Annotated in this window: 18 protein-coding genes; 4 read left to right on the forward strand and 14 right to left on the reverse strand. The window is 72.0% G+C overall.

Annotated elements, in window-relative coordinates; all coding sequences use genetic code 11:
- Positions 1-3 precede the first annotated feature (3 nt).
- From KME80_RS52740 to KME80_RS17995, 4 genes are all read right to left on the reverse strand, one after another.
- Positions 4-864 (reverse strand): carbohydrate ABC transporter permease, encoded by an 861-nt coding sequence (locus KME80_RS52740; RefSeq protein WP_308125814.1) that lies wholly within the window; start codon positions 862-864, stop codon positions 4-6.
- Complete coding sequence (locus tag KME80_RS17985) at positions 861-1,727, reverse strand: carbohydrate ABC transporter permease (protein WP_219506669.1); 867 nt, start codon at positions 1,725-1,727, stop codon at positions 861-863. Before KME80_RS17985 ends, KME80_RS52740 begins: the two co-directional genes overlap by 4 nt.
- A gap of 25 nt (positions 1,728-1,752) precedes the next feature.
- A complete protein-coding gene (locus KME80_RS17990; protein WP_219506671.1) occupies positions 1,753-3,000 on the reverse strand; it encodes an ABC transporter substrate-binding protein in 1,248 nt (415 codons plus the stop codon).
- Between the two features lie 86 nt (positions 3,001-3,086).
- Positions 3,087-4,235: a DegT/DnrJ/EryC1/StrS family aminotransferase gene (locus KME80_RS17995; protein ID WP_219506674.1), complete on the reverse strand. Its 1,149-nt coding sequence runs from the start codon at positions 4,233-4,235 to the stop codon at positions 3,087-3,089.
- Between the two features lie 44 nt (positions 4,236-4,279).
- Here KME80_RS17995 and KME80_RS18000 point away from each other — a divergent pair, with 44 nt between their 5' ends.
- Positions 4,280-5,515 (forward strand): response regulator, encoded by a 1,236-nt coding sequence (locus tag KME80_RS18000; RefSeq protein ID WP_246645130.1) that lies wholly within the window; start codon positions 4,280-4,282, stop codon positions 5,513-5,515.
- Between the two features lie 7 nt (positions 5,516-5,522).
- Here KME80_RS18000 and KME80_RS18005 read toward each other — a convergent pair whose 3' ends face one another.
- The 7 genes from KME80_RS18005 to KME80_RS18035 all read right to left on the reverse strand — a co-directional run bounded on the left by KME80_RS18005 (position 5,523) and on the right by KME80_RS18035 (position 13,568).
- Positions 5,523-6,596 carry a dihydrodipicolinate synthase family protein gene (locus KME80_RS18005; RefSeq protein WP_246645131.1) on the reverse strand — a complete coding sequence of 358 codons (1,074 nt, stop codon included), beginning with the start codon at positions 6,594-6,596 and terminating at the stop codon, positions 5,523-5,525.
- Positions 6,597-6,618: 22 nt separating this feature from the next.
- Positions 6,619-7,626, reverse strand: coding sequence for an NAD-dependent epimerase/dehydratase family protein (locus KME80_RS18010; protein WP_219506676.1), 1,008 nt, complete (start codon positions 7,624-7,626; stop codon positions 6,619-6,621).
- Positions 7,627-7,708: 82 nt separating this feature from the next.
- Positions 7,709-8,593 (reverse strand): Gfo/Idh/MocA family protein, encoded by an 885-nt coding sequence (locus KME80_RS52745; RefSeq protein WP_219506677.1) that lies wholly within the window; start codon positions 8,591-8,593, stop codon positions 7,709-7,711.
- 179 nt (positions 8,594-8,772) lie between these two features.
- Positions 8,773-9,342 carry a hypothetical protein gene (locus KME80_RS18020; RefSeq protein ID WP_219506678.1) on the reverse strand — a complete coding sequence of 190 codons (570 nt, stop codon included), beginning with the start codon at positions 9,340-9,342 and terminating at the stop codon, positions 8,773-8,775.
- Positions 9,343-9,387: 45 nt separating this feature from the next.
- Complete coding sequence (locus KME80_RS18025; RefSeq protein ID WP_219506679.1) at positions 9,388-11,193, reverse strand: hydantoinase B/oxoprolinase family protein; 1,806 nt, start codon at positions 11,191-11,193, stop codon at positions 9,388-9,390.
- On the reverse strand, positions 11,186-13,189 hold the full coding sequence (locus KME80_RS18030) for a hydantoinase/oxoprolinase family protein (protein WP_219506680.1): 2,004 nt from the start codon (positions 13,187-13,189) through the stop codon (positions 11,186-11,188). Before KME80_RS18030 ends, KME80_RS18025 begins: the two co-directional genes overlap by 8 nt.
- A gap of 7 nt (positions 13,190-13,196) precedes the next feature.
- Entirely contained in the window at positions 13,197-13,568 is a 372-nt protein-coding gene (locus tag KME80_RS18035; RefSeq protein WP_219506681.1) for a hypothetical protein, read from the reverse strand.
- A 126-nt stretch (positions 13,569-13,694) separates the two neighbouring features.
- On the opposite strand from KME80_RS18035, the gene KME80_RS18040 reads away from it, so the two are divergent.
- Positions 13,695-14,315 (forward strand): thymidine kinase, encoded by a 621-nt coding sequence (locus KME80_RS18040; protein ID WP_219506682.1) that lies wholly within the window; start codon positions 13,695-13,697, stop codon positions 14,313-14,315.
- Here the strand turns inward: KME80_RS18040 and KME80_RS18045 are convergent.
- From KME80_RS18045 to KME80_RS18055, 3 genes are all read right to left on the reverse strand, one after another.
- Positions 14,300-14,971, reverse strand: coding sequence for a DsbA family oxidoreductase (locus tag KME80_RS18045; RefSeq protein ID WP_219506683.1), 672 nt, complete (start codon positions 14,969-14,971; stop codon positions 14,300-14,302). The two genes, KME80_RS18040 and KME80_RS18045, sit on opposite strands and share 16 nt — an antisense overlap.
- Before the next feature lie 59 nt (positions 14,972-15,030).
- Positions 15,031-15,927 (reverse strand): hypothetical protein, encoded by an 897-nt coding sequence (locus KME80_RS18050; protein ID WP_219506684.1) that lies wholly within the window; start codon positions 15,925-15,927, stop codon positions 15,031-15,033.
- Between the two features lie 108 nt (positions 15,928-16,035).
- A complete protein-coding gene (locus KME80_RS18055) occupies positions 16,036-16,695 on the reverse strand; it encodes an SRPBCC family protein (RefSeq protein ID WP_219506686.1) in 660 nt (219 codons plus the stop codon).
- A gap of 98 nt (positions 16,696-16,793) precedes the next feature.
- On the opposite strand from KME80_RS18055, the gene KME80_RS18060 reads away from it, so the two are divergent.
- Together KME80_RS18060 and KME80_RS18065 are read left to right on the forward strand one after the other, a co-directional pair.
- Entirely contained in the window at positions 16,794-17,651 is an 858-nt protein-coding gene (locus KME80_RS18060; protein WP_246645133.1) for a polysaccharide deacetylase family protein, read from the forward strand.
- A gap of 171 nt (positions 17,652-17,822) precedes the next feature.
- Positions 17,823-19,166, forward strand: a complete 1,344-nt coding sequence (locus tag KME80_RS18065) for a cytochrome ubiquinol oxidase subunit I (RefSeq protein ID WP_219506688.1) — start codon at positions 17,823-17,825, stop codon at positions 19,164-19,166.
- Positions 19,167-19,176: the final 10 nt, after the last annotated feature.

A 19,176-nucleotide genomic window follows, 5' to 3' on the forward strand; every position in this document is an offset into this window, starting at 1 on the left:
AGCCTATTTGAATCCGGTCATCGCGATGCTGTTCACCAGGTACCGCTGCAACAGGAAGAACACCAGCAGGCACGGGATCACCGAGATCGTCGCCGACGACATGAGCATCGTCAGCTGCATCTCCTCGGTCCGCAGCCCGGCCAGGCCGACGGTCAGCGTCCGGGTGGCGTCGCTCTGGCCGACGACCAGCGGCCACAGGAAGTCGTTCCAGTGCCACAGGAACACGAACACGCCCAGCGTGGCCATGATCGGCTTGGTCAGCGGCACCACGATCGTCAGGTAGACGCGCAGCTCGGAGGCGCCGTCGACCTTGGCGGCGTCGAACAGCTCGTCCGGCAGCCCCATGATGAACTGCCGCATGAGGAAGACGGCCTGGGAGTTGGCCAGCGTCGGGACGATCAGCCCCCAGAACGTGTCGACCCCGTCCAGGCTGTTGACCAGCACGAACGTGGGGATGAGCGTCGCCTGGAACGGCACCATCATCGTCGCCAGGAACGTCCAGAACATCGCGTCGCGGCCCGGGAAGCGCTTCTTGGCGAACGCGTAGCCGGCCATCGACGCGGTGAGCAGGATGATCACGACCGACACGACGGAGTAGACGATCGAGTTGACCGTCCACTCCACGAACCCGGACGCCGACAGCACCGCGGTCAGGTTGTCCAGCGTCAGCGACTCGGGCCACTGGGCGGGCAGCGTGGGCCGCCCGGCCGGCGACAGCGCGACGACGAACATGGCCAGGAACGGCGCGACCGTCAGCAGCGACAGCACGGCCAGCAGGGCGGCGAGCGGCCACCTCGCCCGGCGCCTGGGCGGCCGTCCGGCGGCCCGTTCGCGGGTGAGCGGCCTGGTGGCGGTGATGGTCACGTGTTCCCCCGGTCCAGGAAGCGGCGCTGGATCAGCGACACGACCAGCACGATCGCGAACAGCACCACGCCCCACGTGGCCGCGTACCCGAAGTCGAAGAAGCGGAAGCCGTGGTCGTAGATGCCGTAGATGAGCGTGTAGCTGGCCCGCGCCGGGCCGCCGCCGGTCATCACGTAGATGGTGTCGAACACCTGGAAGGCGCTGATCGTCTCGATGATCAGGACGAAGAAGAGCGTCGGCTTGAGCAGCGGCAGCGTGATGCGGCGGAACTTCTGCCAGGAGCCCGCCCCGTCGACGGTGGCCGCCTCCAGGTAGCTGGCCGGGATGGACTTGAGCCCGGCCAGCAGGATCAGCATCGAGTAGCCGAACCCCTTCCACACCGACACGACGGCCAGCGCGGGCAGCACCAGCGACGCCTCCTCCAGGAAGGCCACCGGGCCGAGGTCCAGCTTGCCGATCAGGCCGTTGATCAGCCCGTCGAACTCGTAGATCCAGCGCCACAGCACGCCCGCGAGCACGAAGCTGGTCACGTACGGCAGGAAGAGCATGCCGCGGAACAGGCCGCGCATGAACACCACCCGGTTGAGCAGCAACGCCGTGCCGAGCGCCACCACGAGGGTGAGCGGCACGTAGACGGCCGCGTACACGAGCGTGACCCGCAGACTGCGCCAGAAGTTGACGTCCTCGAACAGCCTGGCGTAGTTGTCCGCGCCGATGAGACTCCAGTCGCCGCTGACGTTCCAGTTCGTCAGGCTCATGCCCACGGCCCCGAGCGAGGGGAAGATCCGGAAGATCAGGAAGAGCACCAGCACGGGCAGGACGAACAGCAGTCCGGTGACCGGGTCACGCAAGCGATGTCGCACGGCGTTCCTTTCTCGTTCAGCCGCTTCAGCCGCCGCTGCTCAGCAGCGCGTCGGCTTCCTCGGCGGCCTTGTCCAGTGCCGTCTTGGCGTCCTCCTGGCCGAGCAGCGCGGCCTGGATGTGCGGCGCGATGAGGCCCATGACCTGGCGGGCCTGCGGGTGGGTGTCGCCGGGGAAGGCGTACTCCAGGGACTTGGCGAACTCCTTGGCCGACTCCGACTGGCCGGGCACGGTGACGTCGGTGCGGGCGGGGAAGAAGCCCGACTCCTTGGCCAGCTCGGCGGCGACCTCGGGCGATGCCAGGTAGCCGGCGAGCTTCTTGGCGGCGTCCTTGTTCTCGGCGTGCTTGGCGAGCACGACGCCGCCGGGGATGCCGAAGGCGACCCGCTTGCTGCCTTCCAGGGGCAGGCCGATGCCGACGTTCTCCTCGCCGATGGCGGTGCCGAGCTGGACGGCCTGCAGCGCGGTGGCCGCGTGGTACATGGCGGACTTGCCGGACGCCAGCGCGCCGCCCTCGATGTCGTTGCCCTTGCTGGCGGCGTTCTCCGGCAGGCCGCCGGCGGCCTTGAGGTCGAGCAGGAGCTGCAGGCTCGCCACGCCCTCCGGGCCGTTGAAGGCGACGCTCTTGCCGTCGGCGGCGAAGACGGTGCCGCCGTTGGCCCACAGGATGGGGTAGAAGCTCTGGTTCAGGCTGACCTCGGGCTTGCCGGGGTAGTCGAGGACGGCGACCTTCTTGGCGGCCAGCTTGGGCGCGGCGGCCTTGAGCTCGTCCAGCGTCTCGGGGACCTTCTCGACGCCCGCCTCGGCGAACAGCTTCTTGTTGTAGATGGGCGCGGTGATCGTCTGGTAGATCGGGACGCCGTAGAGCTTGCCGTCGACGGTCAGGGCGCTGAGCGAGTTGGGCAGGTAGGCGGCCTTGTCGGCGGCCACCACGTCGTCGACGGGCTCGATGGTGCCCTGCTGGGCGTACTGCGGGATCTGGTCGGGTCCGAGGACGACCAGGTCGAAGCCCTTCTTGGAGACGAGAGCGGTGGTGACCTTCTCCTGGCGGCCCTCCCACGGCTGCTGGTCGACGGTGACGTCGATCGCCGGGTTCTTCGCCTCGAAGTCCTTCTCGACCTTCGCCCAGAACGCCTGGCTCTTGGCCTGGTCGCCGATGACGGGGTACATCCAGAGGGTCACCGTGCTCTTGTCCGACCCGTCGGACGACGATCCGCACCCGGCGGCGGCGACGCTCAGCGCGAGCGCGACGCCCAGGGCCGTTGTCTTCCTCATCGGCGGCATCCTTTCGTTAATACCGGTCCTGACCGAAACCTAGTAACGCGTACTCGGCGCGGTCAATCCCTGATACCTGACCGTGACTACGGGGCGGGCCGAAATTTCAGCATTTCCTGGGCGATGAGGGTGACGTGATCGGGGGTGTAGTTCTCGTTCCAGTCGATGACCAGCAGCGTCTCGGCGACCAACCGCTCGGCCTCGGGGCACGCGCGGGGGACGTACCCCTCCAAAGGGTAGCGAGACGACCCGTATATCGGCCCTTGCCATACGGGCGCGCGGTTGAGCGGCTCGTCCAGGTATCCGGCCCGCGCCGGTATCCCGGCCTCCCGCAGCCGGGCGGCCAGCTCCGGCGCGCCGCCCCCGGGCAACACGACGGGGAAGAGCCACCAGGCGTGGCCCTCCGGGCGCGGCAGCCGTACCCCCTCCAGGCCCTCCAGGGCCTCCAGCAGCCGCATGGCCGTCGCGCGGCGGTCGGCCACCACCCGGGGCAGTTTGGCGAGCTGGGCGCGCGCCACGGCGGCCTGGAGCTCGCTCATGCGGTAGTTCAGGCCGAACGCGGCGTGCGAGCGGCCCGCCGCCCGGTCCCAGCCCTTGTCGGAGAACAGCCGCATGCGCCGGGCCAGCTCGTCGTCGTCGGTCAGCGTGAGCCCGCCGTCGCCGCAGGTGATGTGCTTCCACTGCTGCAGGCTCAGGCAGGCCACGTCGCCCACGGTCCCGGCGGGCCGCCTCTCCCCCGGCCCTGCGGGCAGCTCGGTCAGCCACGCCTGGGCGCAGTCCTCGATCAGCGCGAGCCCGTGCGCGTCCGCCAGCGCGCGCAGCTCGTCCACCCGGGCCGGGGCGCCGAACAGGTGCACGGCCATGATCGCCCTGGTCCGCGGCCCGATGAGGCGCGCGACGGCGTCCGGGTCGAGATTGCCGTCGGCGGGATCGACGTCGGCGAAGACAGGAACGGCGTTCTGCGCCAAGATGGGGGCCACAGTCCCGAAGTCCGTGATCGGCGTCGTGATGATCTCGTCGCCGGGATCCGGCGCTGCGGCCACGACCGCGAGATGGAGGGCGGCGGTGCCCGAGCTGCACGCGATCGCGTGGCGCACGCCGTGCATGCCGGCGATCTCGCGTTCGAGCGCCCGCGCCTCGGTGCCCCAGACGGAGTTGAGCATGCCCGAACGGATCACCCGCTCGACGGCCGCCACCTCCTCGTCACCGAGCGTGCGGCCGGCCGCCTCTGCCATGGACGGGAACTTCACAGAGCACCTCACAGGATACGATTGCGGTCTTGACCGTTAATAGCGAGAGGGAGACGTGGGTGGCGATCGTCATCGGTGTCGTCGGTCCGCATGATCTGGTCGACCAGGTCGCGGCCACCTGCGAGGAGCAGCCGGGCCTGAGCGCCCTGCGGCTCGACTACGACCACGAGTCGCAGGCGCCCGCGATCGTGGAGGCGCACGCCACCTCCGTCGAGGGCTGGCTGTTCACCGGCATCGTGCCGTACATGCTCTCCCGCGACGCCGACGCGCTCACCCGCCCCGCCGCGTTCGTCGACTACACCGGCGCGACGCTGCTCAGCGCCCTCGTCCGGCTCCAGCACCAGGGCGTGGACGTGACCCGGCTGTCCATCGACACGCTGTCGGCGGCCGACGTGACCGCCACGTTCGCCGAGGCGGGGCTGCCCACCGAGCAGCTCCGCACGCTGCCCTACCGGCCGGAGATGACGTCGAAGAAGGCCATCGCCTTCCACCGGCGCGGCCCCGCCCACCCGGTGATCACCTGCCTGAGCTCCGTCTACGAGGCGCTGCGCGACGACCCGCACGTGCTGCGGCTGGCCCCCTCCACGCACTCGGTGCGGGTCGCGCTGCGCCAGCTCCTGCTCACCGCCGAAGGGCAGGCGCAGGAGGACGCGCAGATCGCGCTCGGCCTCATCGAGGTGGAGAACGACGAGGGGCTGCTGCGCGAGGCCGCCGCCCTGGGCGGCACCGTCGCCGCCTTCCGGGGCGGCACCCACCTGCTCGTCACCACCCGGGGGCCGCTGCACGACGCGACCGTGGGCTTCACCGGGCTGCCGCTGCTGGCCCGCCTGGCCGGCCAGAACCAGGTGGTGCGGGTCGGCTTCGGCCTGGGCCGCAGCGCCGCCGAGGCCGAGAGCCTGGCCCGCCGCGCCCTGGCCCGCGCCCGCCGCATCGGCGACGTCGCCGCCGTGCTGTCGCTGCGCGCCGACACCGACATCGTGCTGGAGTCGGTGCCGACAGGCCCTGCCGGCGAGCAGAACCTGTCGGTCATCGCCCGCCGCGTCGGCCTGTCGGTGCCCACGCTGGAGAAGCTCCTGGAGGCCCGCGACGCCGCCGGCGACGAGCCGCTGACCACGCGGGAGATCGCCGACCGGCTCGCGGTCCAGCAGCGCACCGCCCGCCGCATGCTGCACCGGCTGGAGCTCGCCGGTCTGGCCGAGCGCACCGGCAACCTGACCAGCGGCTCCAGCGGGCGGCCGCTGACCCTCTACCGGCTGACGCTCTGACACGGCTTCAGGCGAGCCAGCGGGCGAGTCCCTCGGCGACGAAGTCGTCGTCGCGCAGCCACGGGTAGGCCGCCCACACCCGGTCGATCTCCGCGAGCTGGCCCGGCGACAGCTCCTCGGCCGGGTCCAGGCACCAGCGGCCCGCCAGCAGGCCCTGGCGGCGCAGGATCTCGTGGATGCCCGGGATGCAGCCGTGGAAGCCGTTGGCCGTGTCGAAGATGGCCGCGTTGGCGTCGGTGAGGTGGCCGTCGAGCGTGAGCAGGCGGCGCGTGGCCGCGTCGTCGCCCGCGCGGGCCCGCCCGGCCTCCTCCAGCAGCTCCACCGCCCGCCGCACCCACACGGCCCACTGGCCGAGCAGCCCGCCGACGAACTCGACCTCCACCTCGCGCCCGTCCACCACCACCCGGTGCGGGGTGATGAGGTCGGCCAGGATGTGGTCGTCGTTGCCGGTGTAGAGCGCGACCTCGCCGGCGCGCCCGGCCCGCACGACGCCGTGCAGCACGTCGAGCGTGCGGTAGCGGTCGAACGGGGCGACCTTGATGCCGACGACCGACTCGATCGAGGCCAGCCGCGTCCAGAAGTCGCGCGACAGCGGCCGTCCGCCCACGGCGGGCTGCAGGTAGAAGCCGATCACCGGCAGCACCTCGCCCACCGCCCGCGCCCGCTCCACCAGCGCGTCCTCGTCGAGCTCGGCGTACGGGCTCAGCAGGGCCATGTGGTAGCCGAGCGACCTGGCCAGCTCGGCCTCGGCCACGGCCTGGGCGGTGGGCCCGGTCGTGCCCGCCACCATCACCACCTCGCGCTCGAACTCGCCCGCGGTGCGCGCGGCCAGCTCCAGCACCGGCGGCAGCAGGTCCGTGCCGTGCAGGGCGAACTGCGTGGTGTGCACGCCGACCGCCAGGCCGCCCGCGCCGGCCTCGATGTAGTAGCGGGTCAGGGCGCGCTGGCGGCGCTCGTCGAGCGTCCTGCCGGGTGTGAGCGCGAGCGGGTGCGCCGGGATCACCAGCCCGCGCCTGAACAGGTCACGCACCGACGTCTGCGCCTCTGGAGCCGTGCTGAGCACGTTTGTCCCCCTTGTCATGGAAGATGTGGTCCCGCCGGCGCTAAAAACGGCCGTCACGGCGTTCGAACTTCGTGGGCTTGCCCAGCAGCGGGCCGCCGTCCGCCACCCAGCGGGCGATGTGGTCGATCAGCTCCAGCGGCGTGATCTCCGGGTAGCCGAACAGCCGGTGGCAGCGCGAGGCGTTCGACAGCAGCGCCGTCGGGGCCTCCTCGCCGGTGAACACCGGCTCCACGCCCAGCCGCGCGCCCAGCTCCAGCGCGGCCCGCCGTACGGAGATCAGCTCCGGGCCCGTGACGTTGAGCACGTACGGCGGGGTGCCGGCGTGCAGCAGCGAGCGGAGGGTGACCTCGTTGGCGTAGCCCTGCCACACGACGTTGACCTGACCGGTCGTCAGGTCGACGGGCTCGCGGGCGAGCACCTTCTGCGCCAGGTCGACGAGCACGCCGTAGCGCAGCTCGACGGCGTAGTTGAGGCGGATCAGCGCCATCGGGGTGCCGTGCAGCTCCGAGAAGTGCGTCAGCACCCGCTCGCGGCCCAGGCAGCTCATCGCGTAGTCGCCGACGGGCCCGGGCCGGTCGTCCTCGACGCTGCCGCCGCCGGTGACGGGGACGAGCGGGTAGACGTTGCCGGTGGACAGCGCCGCGATGCGGCTGTCACGGAAGCGCTCGGCGATCCGGCCCGGCAGGTACGTGTTGGTGAACCAGGTGGCGTGCTCGCGCCCCTGCGTGCCGAACTTGGCCCCGACCAGGAACACCACGTTCGGCGCTTCCGGCAGGCCGGCCAGCGCCCGCTCGTCGGCCACGTCGGCGCTCACCACGGTGGCGCCCTCGGCGGCGAGCGCGTCGGCCAGGCCGGGCTCGGAGAAGCGCGACACGGCGATGACGCGCTTCTCGCCCCGGGTGGCGTTCAGCGCCAGCCGCACCAGGCTCGGGCCCAGCTTGCCGCCCGCGCCGAGGATCATGATGTCGCCGTCGAGCTTGCCGAGATCCTCCACGAGGCCGGCGCTGGGGCGCGCCAGGCGCTCCTCGAGTTCCGCTGTCGTCCGCACGCGGGGTCCCCCTCTGTCCGTTATTTACGGTCCAGACCGTAACCGTGAGGGAGTCCGCCTGTCAACGGGCGGCGCCGCGACGTCAGACGCTCTCGCGCGCCGCCACCAGAACACCGAGGATCGCCCGCGTCTCCGCCCACGGCACCGGGCTCGGCGCGCCGCCCGCCATCTCCAGGAACGCCTCGATCGTCCCCGCGTAGCCGAGCCCCCGCACCGGATCGTCCCCCGCCTCGATCACCACGTGCTCGTCGCCGCCCCGGCGGTGCACGGTCACGCCGTAGCGCTCCTCGTCACTCACCCCGATCACCTCGACCACGCCGGTCACCCCGCTGTCCCACCGCAGCGCCATCACCCCGGTGTCCTCCGACCGCAGCGTCCCGTAGTGCCGCGTCGCGGCCGCCGCCCCCGCCAGCCGCACCCCCGGCCCGAGCAGCGCCACCAGCAGCTCCACCCCGTGCACGCCCATCGTCACCAGCGTCCCGCCGCCCTCCGACGGGGTGTCCTGCCAGGCGTTGTAGCCGGTCGCCCACAGGCCCACGTCATGCCGTACGGTCGCGCGCACCGACAGCACGTCCTCCCCGTCCGCCTTCACCCCGGCGAACGCCGGCGCGAACCGCAGCACCGAACCCGACATCACCCGGTCGTGGATCGGCAGCCGGTCCAGCCGGTCGAGCTGCTCCCGCGTCGCCGCCGCCGGCTTGTTCACGAAACACGCCGCCCCGGTCTCCAGCACCGCCGCCAGCGCCTCAGGCACCTGCGGGTTCGGCACCGTCAGCACCACCCCGTCAGGGCCGTGCTCCAGCGCCTCCGCCAGGCTCCCCGCCACCCGCGCCCCCGGGTGCTCCTCCGTGAAGCGCCGCAACCGCTCGGCGTCCGGCTCCCACACCACCAGCTCGGCATGCCGGGCCAGCGTGCGGGCATCGGTGTAGGGATGGCTGGTGGCGAGCCCGGCGAGAGTGATGCGCACGGCGTGCTCCAAGAGTGTCAGAGGGTACGAAACGCAGCCCATCATGACAGCCCGGCAACCCAGGTGACACTGCGTACGCGGACGGGTACGCTTTCCTTGCCGCCCATCGCCGATGGGACCGGAAGTGAGCCCGGGTGGACTGCCGGACGACAGGAGCCCGGGCTTTGCGCTGTCCGGCCTCAGCCGACGGTCACGTAGACCATCTCCATCCCGGCGCCGAGCCCCTCCCAAAGCTCCGTCCGTCCCGCGGCGGCCAGCGACGCGGCGCCCGCCACCACGTCGGGCAGCCAGGTCAGCGGCTCCTCGACGGCAGGCACCCAGAGCGCCCGCAGCCTCGGGCTGATGGCGTGACGGATGCGCAGGACGTCGATCAGGTCCCGGTCAGCCGCGTCGAGCCCGGGCCCGCGCGACTCGAAGAAGATCTCCAGCACCGGCCGTCGCCCGAGTTCCCAGAGCAGGTGCTCCATGCACTTGCGGCGCGCCCGCTCCTGCCTCCTGGCGTCGAGGCCGGTGCCCACGACGACGAGCGCGGAGGGCCGCAGCTCCGCCACCGCCTCGACGATCAGCGTCCGCCGTTTGGCGTTCTCGTCACGCCAGTGGAGCCGCCGCTGCCGGCGAAGCAGCAGTTCACGGAGGGCGGCCCGATGGCACTCGGCCCGGGCCGGCGGGACGAGCACGGCGGCCATCAGGTAAAGGCCATGGGAGAACCGCATCGACTCGTCGACGTACGCGGAGAACGGGGGGTTCACGAGCGCTCATGCTAGCCCCGCCCCTTACGTAACGTGACGATCTCCCTACAGTTCGTCGACCTCCGCGAACGTGCGCCCGCCCGAGAGGCGGGGGTAGCCGGGGCCGCGGTCGAAGAAGCGGTCGGACGGGGGCCGCAGGCGGGCACGGAGCTCGGCGGTGCCCTGCTCGTCGATGCGGTCGCCGTCGAGGACGACGCCGTAGTCGCCGAGGGCGCCGGCGATCGACACCTTGCCGTCGCGGACGTCGGCGGCGACGGCGCGCGGGTCGCGGTCGTAGGGGGAGCCCCAGCCGCCGCCTCCGGTGGTGCGGATGCGGATGAGCTCGCCGGCCTGCACCGGGTGGTCGTCGACCAGCCCCTCCATCTCCTTGCCGGCGATCTCGACGCGGAAGGGGCGCCCGGCGAGGCCGCCGTTGACGCCCCAGCAGGACAGGATCGACCGGTCGGCGATGGACATGTAGGAGGCGTCGCGCAGCATCCGGATGTGCTTGTCGTAGCCGAGGCCGCCGCGGAACATGCCGGGCCCGCCGGAGTCGCAGGCCAGCCCGAGCCGCTCCACCCGGAACGGCCAGCGCGCCTCGGCGAACTCGACGGGGATGTTGCGCGAGTCGGGCACGACGTGGATGGTGTCCTCGCCGTCGGCGTACCAGCGTCCGCCGGAGCCGCCGCCGAGCACCTCGCGCATGAGGTAGGGGCCGTCGTCGCCGATGCCGTGCACGCCGGTGTAGCGGATGGTCTCCTGGTCGGCGGGCATGCGTCCGCCGGTGGCCTTGGCGAGCACCCCGGCCAGGACGCCGAGCAGCCGCAGGATGACGAACGTGCGGGCGTTGGTGGGCGCGGGGAAGACCGGGGTGAGCAGCGTGCCCTTCTCCGGGAAGATCATCTTGATGAGGGGGACGACGCCCTCGTTGACGTCCAGCTCGGCCATGCGCTCGGGCGTGTCGGCCAGGTTGCGCAGCACGGGCGCGAGCCACTTCTTCAGGAAGACGCCGTCGGCGTAGTCGCCCGCGTGGTTGATCGGGCCCTTGGCCTGGGGTGAGGTGCCGGTGAAGTCGATGGTGAGCGGCGCCTCGGCGGCGTGGTCGACGGTCAGCGTGATGCGCTGGGCGTGCAGGCGCGGCTCGTCGACGCCGTCGTGCTCGGCGTAGTCCTCCCAGGTGTAGGTGCCCTCGGGGATCTTGGCCAGGAGTTCGCGGCGGAACGTCTCGGTCGTCTTGCCGATGATGGCGTCGAAGCACTCCTCGACCGCCTGCCTGCCGTAGCGCCCGAACAGCTCGGCGAGGCGGCGGGCGCCCATGAGGCAGGCCGAGCACTCGGCGTCGAGGTCGCCGGCCAGCGAGTCGGGCATGCGGGAGTTGCGCGTCATGATGCGCAGCGCGGCCTCGTTCGGCACGCCCTGGTCCCACAGCTTGATCGGCGGGACCATCAGCCCCTCCTCGTACACCGAGCGGGCGTGCGAGGGCATGGAGCCGGGCACCGAGCCGCCGATGTCGTCGTGGTGGCCGAACGCCTGCACGAACGCCACCACCTCGCCGTCGTGGAAGACGGGCACGGTGACGCACAGGTCGGGCAGGTGGCCGATGCCGCCTTCGGACAGGTAGACGTCGTTGTGGAAGTACACGTCGCCGGGCTTCATCGTCTCGACGGGGAAGTCGCGGACGACCGGCTGCACGAGCGCGCTGTAGGAGCGGCCGGTGAGCTTGCGCAGCCGTACGTCGTGGATGCCGGCGCGGAAGTCGTGCGCGTCGCGGATCATCGGCGAGCGGGCCGTGCGCGCGATGGCGGTCTCGACCTCCTTCTCCACGGAGGCGAGCGTGCCCTCGACGATCTCCACGAGGATCGGGTCAGTCACGCCGCACCTCCAGGTTGCCGTATTCGTCCACCTTCGCGGAGAAGCCGGGATGGATCGGGATGGTGGACCCGTACTCCTCGATGACGGCGGGCCCGGCGACGACCGTGCCGGACTCCAGCGCGGCGCGCTGGTGGACCGGGGTGTCGTGCGCCTCCTCGAAGTGGACGCTCCTGCTCGCCTCGGCGGGCTCGATCCGCCGGTACGGGTCACGCCGGATGACCGGGCGGGTGATGGGGCCGATGCCGGAGACGCGCAGGTTGACCCATTCGACGCCGTGGCGCGCGTCGTCGCGGTAGGCGTAGCCGTACAGCTTCTCGTGGGCGTCGTGGAAGCGGGCCACGACCTGCTCGCGCCACTGCTCGTCCAGCGGCCCGGCCGGGGCGGGGACGCGCACCTCGTAGGCCTGGCCGTAGTAGCGCAGGTCGGCGCTGCGGACGTGGACGGGCTCGTCGAAGCCCTCGCGGTCGAGCGCCTCGGCGGCCTCGCCCTCCAGCTCGCCGAAGATCCTGGCGGCCGTGGCCAGGTCGAGGTCGCGGGTGACGCAGGTACGCACGTAGTCGTTCTTGACGTCGACGGTGAGCAGGCCGAACGCCGAGACGTTGCCCGGCTCGGGCGGGACGATGACGGCGGGCAGGCCGAGGATGTCGATGAGCCGGCAGGCCAGCAGCGGCCCCGAGCCGCCGAACGTCACCAGCGGGAAGTCGCGCACGTCGAGGCCGCGCTTGACGGTGAGCTGCCGGATCGCGTTGCTCTGGTTGAACGCGCTGATCTCCAGGATGCCCGTCGCCGTGCGCTCGGGGGTGAGCCCGAGCTTGTCGGCCAGCGCCTCGACGCCCATCCGGGCGGCGTCGTAGTCGAGCGGGATCTCGCCGCCGAGCAGGTGCGGCGGGATGCGGCGCAGGTAGACGTGCGCGTCGGTGACCGTCACCTCGGTGCCGCCCCGGCGGTAGCAGAGCGGGCCCGGGTCGGCGCCGGCCGAGCGGGGGCCGACCTTGAGCGTGCCCTCGGGCGAGATCCAGGCGATCGAGCCGCCGCCCGCGCCGACGGTCACGATGTCGATCATCGGGACCTTGCACGGGTAGCGGCCGACGGACCCCTCGGTGGTGACGGACGGCTCGCCGTCGATCACCACGGCCACGTCGGTCGAGGTGCCGCCGCCGTCCAGCGTGATCACGGACGGGTGCCCGGCGTTGGCGGCGATCAGGCTCGCGCCGAGCGCGCCCGCCGCCGGCCCCGACAGGACTGTGGTGACGGGCTGGTGGACGACCTCGCGCGCCGACAGCACGCCGCCGTTGGACTTCATCACCGAGAACGGTTTGCCCAGGCGGCTCGACAGGTTGGCGATGTAGGCGCGCATGGCCGGTTTGACCGCCGCGTCGACCAGCGTGGTGACGGCGCGCTCGTACTCGCGGTATTCACGCAGCACGTCGCTGGACAGCGACACCACGGCCTCGGGGTGCTCGCGGGCCAGCACCTCGCGCATGCGCCGCTCGTGGGCCGGGTTGGCGTAGGAGTGCAGGAAGCACACGCCGATCGCGGTCACGCCCCGGGCCCGGAACCAGCGCGCCACCTCGGCGGCCTGCTCCTCCGAGAACGGCCGCACCTCGGCGCCTCGGTGGTCGAGCCGGCCGCCGACGGTCTTCACCAGGTGCACGGGGACGATCCGGGGAGGCTTGACCCAGAAGTACGAGTTGCCGTAGCCGTCGGGAACGCTCTGCCGGCCGATCTCCAGGAGGAACTCGAAGCCCTCCGTGGTGATCAGGCCCAGGTTGGAGATCCGGTCTTCCAGGAGCTGGTTCGTCGCCACGGTGGTGCCGTGCACGATCGAGGCGACGTCGAGCTCGCCCAGCCTGGCGACGCCCGTGAGGAAGCCGTCTGCCGGGTTGGCGGGGGTGGAGGGGGTCTTGGTCGTGACGATCTCACCGGTCTGCTCGTCCACCGCCACCACATCGGTGAACGTCCCGCCGGTGTCGACTCCGATACGGACGCTGCGCATGGCTCCTCTAGCTTCGGCGACGGCCGAGCACTTCGTCGATGACCTTGGGCGCGTTCTCGGTGCCGACGTAGGCGGCGAGCCGGACGACCATCTCCTGCGCCTTGGACAGCTCGGCCTCGACCCTGGCCTTCCCCGACTGGCCCGCCTGCACGCCGAAGTAGGCGCCGATGATGGTGCCGATCACCCCGGCCACCCCGGCGAACAGCGCGGCGAGCTCCCCGGTGGCGAACACGGCGGCGCCGAACGCGACGAGGACGGCCACGATGCCGGTCACGACCACGAAGAAGCCGTACCGCCACCGGGCGGCGTCAGCCTGCGCGGCGGTGACCTCGTCGGGGGTCATCATCGCGTCGAGCGACGGGGGTTTGTCATGGACCACGGTTCCTCCTGATACTCCAGAGGAGAAATGTCCCACGAGGTCATGGAACAAGCCAAGCCGCTAAGGTGGCACCCCGTGACTGAATCGTCTGCCCTGTCTCCTGTGCCGCCGGGTGCTCGTGATGCCGTGCTGAAGTTCTATTTCGGGCCGATGGACTGCGGCAAGTCCACGCTGGCGTTGCAGATGAACTACAACCACGGCCGCCAGGGCAGGCGCGGCCTGGTGCTCACCAAACACGACCGGTCCGGCGGGCCGCGCGTCACCAGCCGCATCGGGCTCGGCCTGGAGGCGATCGAGGTGGACGACTCGCTCGACCTGGTGGCGCTGGTCGGCGCGCACGACAAGATCGACTATCTGATCTGCGACGAGGCGTGCTTCTACACCGTCGAGCAGATCGAGCAGCTCGCCGACCTGGTCGACGAGCACGGGATCGACGTGTACGCGTTCGGGCTCGCCTCGGACTTCCGGTCGGTGATGTTCCCGGCGGCGCAGCGGCTGTTCGAGCTGGCCGACGAGGTGTGCCGGCTGCAGGTCGAGGTGCTGTGCTGGTGCGGCAGGCCCGGCCTGCTCAACGCCCGGGTGGTGGGCGGCGAGCTGGCGCGCACCGGCGAGCAGGTCGTCATCGGCGACACCGACGCCTCCCCGGTGCGCTACCAGGTGCTGTGCCGCCGTCACCACCGCGCCGGCCTGCTCGGCGAGGGCACCACGGCCCTCACCCCCGCCGCCGCCGGTCAGACGGCGCAGTAGCCGTCGTCGTCGCACCCGTCGCCGGGGGTGGCGAGCTGCGTGATCGGGGTCTGCCCGGTACGCGCCGCCACCTCGTCGACGGCGGCCGCGAACGTCTCCACGGGCTGCGCCCCCGACACCGCGAACTGCTCCTCGAACAGGAACAGCGGCACCCCGGTGATCCCGAGCCGCGCGGCCCGCGCCACCTGCTCGCGCACCGCGTCCGCGCCCTCGCCGGTGTCGCGCACGCCCGTCTCGGCGGCCAGTTTCGCCAGCACCTCCGGGTCGCCGACGTTCAGCCCGTCGGTGAAGTGCGCCCGGAACAGCCGCCCGGTCATCTCCTCCCCCAGGCCCTGCCCGGTGGCGACCTCGACGAGCCGGTGCGCCTCGAACGTGTTGGCGCTGATCGCCTGGTCGAAGCGCAGGTCGAGGCCGTCCTCGGCGCCGGCGGCAGTGACCCGGGAGGTCATCTGCGCCACGTTCGGGCCGAACTTGCGCTCCAGCGCGGGAATCAGCGGCTCGCCCTCGGCCGGGGCGTCCGGGTTGAGCTGGTACGGGCGCATCGTCACGTCGATGACCCCGCCCTTGGCCCGGAACGCCTCAGCGGCACGGGCGAACCGGGTGTGCCCGATATAGCACCAGGGGCAGACGATGTCAGAGAAAATCTCAACCTTCACGCCCAACCACAACCACACCCCCGCCCCGCTGATTCCAGCCCCCGCCCGGACCGGCGGTGTCAGCCGGAGGCCAGCTCCTCCAGGCGGTACGGCAGGTAGGCCGAGCCGTCGACGAGCGCCGACGCGCCACGCCACCAGCCGAACCACTCGCCGCTGCGCCACATCCAGTCGACCCGCTCGATCGCCGCCACCACGTCCCCGACGCTCTCCCACCGCTCCCCGAGCTGCGCCGCCGTCGCGCCGTGCCGCAGCGCCCAGTCACGCAGGATCCGCACCGCCTCCGCCTCGACCGGCCGCGCGTACGGGTCCGGCTCCTCGCCCGGCAGCCGGTGCGGCCCGAGCCCGGCCGCCACCCCCCAGCTCCACTGCGCCTCGGCGGGCCGCGAATAACGCAGCGAGTGGAAGTCCAGGTTGGAGCCCAGCTCCTCGTCGGGACGCCGCGTGACGACCGCGTCCAGCCTCCCCCCGGCGTCGAAGTGCACCACCAGCCGCTGCCCCGGCCGCACCCCCTCGGGCAGCGCGAAACGGTCCTCGGCATGCCAGGAGTTCAGGTCCACCTCGGCGACCGGCTTGCCCCACAGCGCGTCGGCGGCGTCGTCGGACGCCCACGCGGCCAGCATCTCCAGCGCCGTCAGGTCGGTCCACGGCTCGATCGCCACGGCCGTGCGCAACACCTCGTCCGGCGCGGGCAGCTTCCCGCCCCTGGGGCGCGTCCACCACTCCACGCCCAGCTCCCGCGTGCCGACCAGCAGCGCGGCGATCGCCGCCAGCTCCGCCGACCGCCGCGTCAGCGACGCGCCCAGGACCAGCCCGAGACACCGCTCGCACCGCTCCTCGCCGACCACCGGACGCGCCTCGGCCACCAGCGACCCGGCGGTCGGGCGATCGTCGCCCAGCAGGTTGCGGATCACTCGTCTGGCCTCGGTCCTGGCGTCTTCAGCGTGTGCCTGCCGCATACCGCCACGCTACGCCCGGAGATCCTTTTCCGCGAGAGTCCACCCTGCACACAAACCCACCGGTCACCCCGCCACCGCGGGCCCGAGGGTGGGCGGCCCCCCGGGGGGTCAGCGGCGGGAGCGGCCGAAGAGCCAGCCGACGGCGGCGCTGCCGAGCGCGACGCCCGCGCCCATGCCGAACGCGGCCAGCATCACCCAGGGCCGCGTCTCGGCGGGCTGTCTGGCGGGACGTTCGTAGACGGGGGGCGCCGGGGCCGGGGGGTGGGCGCCGTTGGGGGACGGGAGTTCGCCGGTGGCCACGGCCTCGGGTGCGGGGGCGTCCGGGGCCCCGGCGGTGCGGAGGTGCCGGTCGACGGCGGTGAAGAAGTCGCCGGCGGTGCGGCGGGCGACGGACCCGAGCATGCGCTGCCCGACGCCGCCGATCATGCCGCCGACGACCGCGTCCGCGTCGTAGTCGACGCGGGTGCCGCCGTCCACCTCGCTGAGGCGTACGCGGACGGTGGCGTCGACCGTGCCGGGCGCGCCCTGGCCGCGGGCGCGCAGGACGAAGGTCTCGGGCGGCGAGGGGTCGGCGAGCGCGACCTCGCCCCGGTAGACGCCCTTGAGCGAGGCGACCCCGGCGTTGACGGTCATCCGGTACGTGTCGGGCCCGGTCTCCTCCAGGCGCTCGCAGCCCGGGATGGTGCGCACGAGCACCGCCGGATCCTGCAGGGCGGCCCACACGCGGTCTCTGTCGACGCCGATCACGGCGCTGCCTGCGACTTTCACACCGCCACTCTAGAAAGCCGCCGGCCCCGGCGATAAGGGCAACACCTGACCAACGCGGATTGCGTACGTGGTGATCGGGACTGGCAGGATGGTTCGGCATGTACGGGGGACGGGCGCGGCGGGGCGCGGCGATCGCCGCGGTGCTGCTGATGGCGGGGTGCGCGGCGGAGCCGGCGCGGCAGGACGGCGGCGCGGCGCGGGAGAGCGGCGCGGCACGCAAGCCGGCGACGGCCGGGACGAGGACGCCGGGCCCGCAGGGGGTGGCGCCGAGGCCGGGCGAGGTGGGGCGGATCCGGGCGTCGGGCGGGCTGCCGCCGGTGGTGAGCTCGATCCCGACCAGGCGCAAGGTCGTGTTCCTGACGATCGACGACGGCTGGGAGCAGGATCCGGGGTTCGTGAGGCAGATCCGGGAGGAGCGGATCCCGATGACCGCGTTCGCGATGCGGGACGCGGTGGAGGCGGAGGGGACGCCGGACCAGTCGGGCGGCGAGGCACGCTTCGTCGGCGCGGGCAAGTGGGGATATTTTCGGCAGTTGCGTGACGCGGGCGTCCCGATCGAGAACCACACGCTCACCCACCCCGACCTCAGCCGGATGGGCTACGACGCCCAGCGCCGGGAGATCTGCGGCGCCTCCACGCTGATCCGCAAGCAGACCGGCGCCCGGCCGACCCTGTTCAGGCCGCCGTTCGGCGCGTACAACTCCGGCACCCTGCGCGCGGCCGGGAGCTGCGGCATCGACGCCGTGCTGCTGTGGACCGCGACCGTCCAGCCGGGCGGCAAGATCGCCTACCAGGTGCCCGACAAGCGGCTGCGCCCGGGCGACATCCTGCTGATGCACTTCCGCCCCAATCTGGCCAGGGACTTCCGGATCCTGGTCAAGAAGATCAAGCGCCGCGGCTACGAGCTGGGCGACCTGCGGGCGTACCTGGACGCCGCCGTCCGTCCCGGGGCGTAGCGGGCGGTCCGTCGCGCGGGTGACGCGCCCGGCGGGGGCGCTCCGGCATCGTTGAACGGCCTGATGGGGGCGCGTTGTGACGAAGATCGCATCGCATTGCTCTACGGCTTGTAGTACTACTTCAAGTAGACGCACTACAGGCTGTAGAGCTAACGGACGCGGTGAGGGGAAATGGACGCACTGGATCTCGCACGGTGGCAGTTCGGGGTGACCACCGTCTACCACTTTCTGTTCGTGCCGCTGACGATCGGCCTGGGCGTCTTCGTGGCCGGGCTGCAGACCGCGTGGCATCGCACCGGCAAGGAGCAGTACCTGCGGCTGACGAAGTTCTTCGGGAAGCTGTTCCTGATCAACTTCGCGATGGGCGTGGTCACCGGCATCGTGCAGGAGTTCCAGTTCGGCATGAACTGGTCGGAGTACTCGGTGTTCGTCGGCGACGTGTTCGGGGCGCCGCTGGCGATGGAGGCGCTGCTGGCGTTCTTCATGGAGTCGACGTTCCTGGGCCTGTGGATCTTCGGCTGGGACCGGCTGCCCAAGCGGGTGCACCTGGCGACGATCTGGGCGGCGGCGATCGGCTCGAACATCTCCGCCTACTTCATCCTGGCGGCCAACGCGTGGATGAAGCACCCGGTCGGCTACGAGGTCGTCGACGGCAAGGCCAGGATGACCGACCTGTGGGCGGTGCTGACCAACTCCACCGCGCTGGCGCAGGTGCCGCACGTGGTCGGGGCGGCGTTCGTGGTGGCCGGCGGGTTCGTGCTGGCGGTGTGCGGCTACTGGCTGCTGCGCACCAAGGAGGACATGTGGCGCAGCGCGGCGCGCGCCGCGCTGGTCATGACGGCGATCGCGGGCGCGGTCGTGGCCCTCACGGGCGACACCTCCGCCAAGCTCATGTACGAGCAGCAGCCGATGAAGCTGGCCGCGGCCGAGGGCCTGGAGCGCGACACGGCCGGGGCGCCGTTCTCGATCGCGCCGGGGATCGAGATCCCCAAGGTGCTGAGCTTCCTGTCCACCAACGACCCGGACGCCGTCGTCCAGGGCACCGAGGACCTGCAGGCGCGCTTCGAGAAGGAGTTCGGCCCCGGCGACTACCGCCCCGACGAGACCGTCGTGTTCTGGTCGTTCCGGGTGATGATCGTGTTCGGGATGGCGACGGTCGGACTGTCGGTGCTGGGACTGTGGCTGATGCGGCGCAGGCGGGAGATGCCGCGCTGGCTGGCCAGGGCGCTGCTGTGGGCGCTGCCGCTGCCGCTGCTGGCGGTGACCGCCGGCTGGCTGCTCAGCGAGGTGGGCCGCCAGCCGTGGACGGTCGCGGGCGAGCTGCTGACCGCCTCCAGCGTCTCCCCCGGCGTCTCGCTCGCCGAGGTCGCGACCTCACTGGCGATCTTCACGCTGGTGTACGGGGCGCTGACCGTGGCCGAGATCGTGCTGCTGGCCAGGCACGTGCGCAAGGGCCCGGACGAGCACGAGCCCGTCCCGGCCGCCGAGCGGCGCGAACCGTCCCTGATGTACTGAGGAGCTGGTC

Source organism: Nonomuraea ceibae, from assembly GCF_019396325.1.
Lineage (GTDB): Bacteria > Actinomycetota > Actinomycetes > Streptosporangiales > Streptosporangiaceae > Nonomuraea > Nonomuraea ceibae.